This is a genomic window from Pseudomonadota bacterium (assembly GCA_010028905.1).
Lineage (GTDB): Bacteria > Vulcanimicrobiota > Xenobia > RGZZ01 > RGZZ01 > RGZZ01.
The window spans coordinates 1-1057 of the sequence record RGZZ01000918.1 but is presented as its reverse complement, the minus strand read 5'-3'; the positions used below and the strand labels follow the sequence as shown (position 1 = coordinate 1057).

1 protein-coding gene is annotated in these 1057 nt (G+C 68.2%); it reads left to right on the top strand.

The annotated features are described in order from the left end of the window. A partial coding sequence (locus tag EB084_26355) for a non-ribosomal peptide synthetase (GenBank protein NDD31785.1) occupies positions 1 to 1057 on the top strand: 1057 nt, incomplete at both ends.

The following is a 1057-nucleotide window of genomic DNA, read 5'->3' as shown; positions in this document are numbered from 1 at the left end:
CCTCGAACGCCAGACCGCCTGGTGGAAGGCGCATCTCGACGGCGCCCCGCCAGTGCTCGCCCTGCCCTACGACCACCCGCGCCCCCCCCGCCCTTCCTATCGCGCGGGTATCTGCACGGCTTCGGTCGACGCCGCCCTCACCGCGCGACTCGAAGACCTGGCTCGAAACCACGACGCCAGCCTCTTCATGGTCGTGCGCGCCGCCTTCGCGGTGCTCACGCAGCGGTGGAGCGGCATGACCGATCTGGTGATCGGATCGCCCGTCGCCAACCGCGTGGTGCCCGAGATCGAAGGGCTCATCGGATTCTTCGTCAACACCCTCGCGATTCGCAGCGACCTCTCCGGTGACCCCACCTTCATCGACCTGCTCGCCCAGACCCGACGCGCAAGCCTCGACGCCTTCACCCATCAAGACGTGCCCTTCGAGAAGATCGTAGCCGAGCTCGAGCCAGAGCGACGCCCCGACACACAGCCCGTCGTGCAGGTCATGTTCGCGCTGCAGAACGCCGGCCGATTCGACATGACCCTGCCCGGTCTCGAGGTGCGCATGGCCTTCGGCGGTCAGCCCACCGTGCGCTTCGACCTCGAGGTTCACCTCTTCGAGCGACACGACGGCCTCGAGTGCGTCGCCTGGTATGCCACAGACCTGTTCACGCCCCAGACAGGCGAGCGTCTGGTGCGGCACTTCCTCAGCCTGCTCGAGCAGGTCTGCGAGCGGCCTGCACAGCCCATCTCCGCGCTGACCCTGGGAGACGCGTCAGAGACCGAAGCCCTCCTCAGGTCGGGGAACCCTGAGCCACGCGACGAGACCCACACGCAGCGCGATCCAGAGACGATCTCCGACATCTTCCGCGCCCGCGTCGCCGAGAGACCCCACGCCGTCGCCCTCGTAGAGAACGATCTGCAGATCTCGTACATCGCCCTGCATCACACCGCGCAAGCGCTGGCGAGAGCGCTGCGCGCACGCGGTGTGACGCGCGAGACCCGCGTCGGCCTCTTCACGAACCGCGGGCACCAGCACGTGGCCCTCATGCTCGCCGTGCTCGAGTGCGGCGGC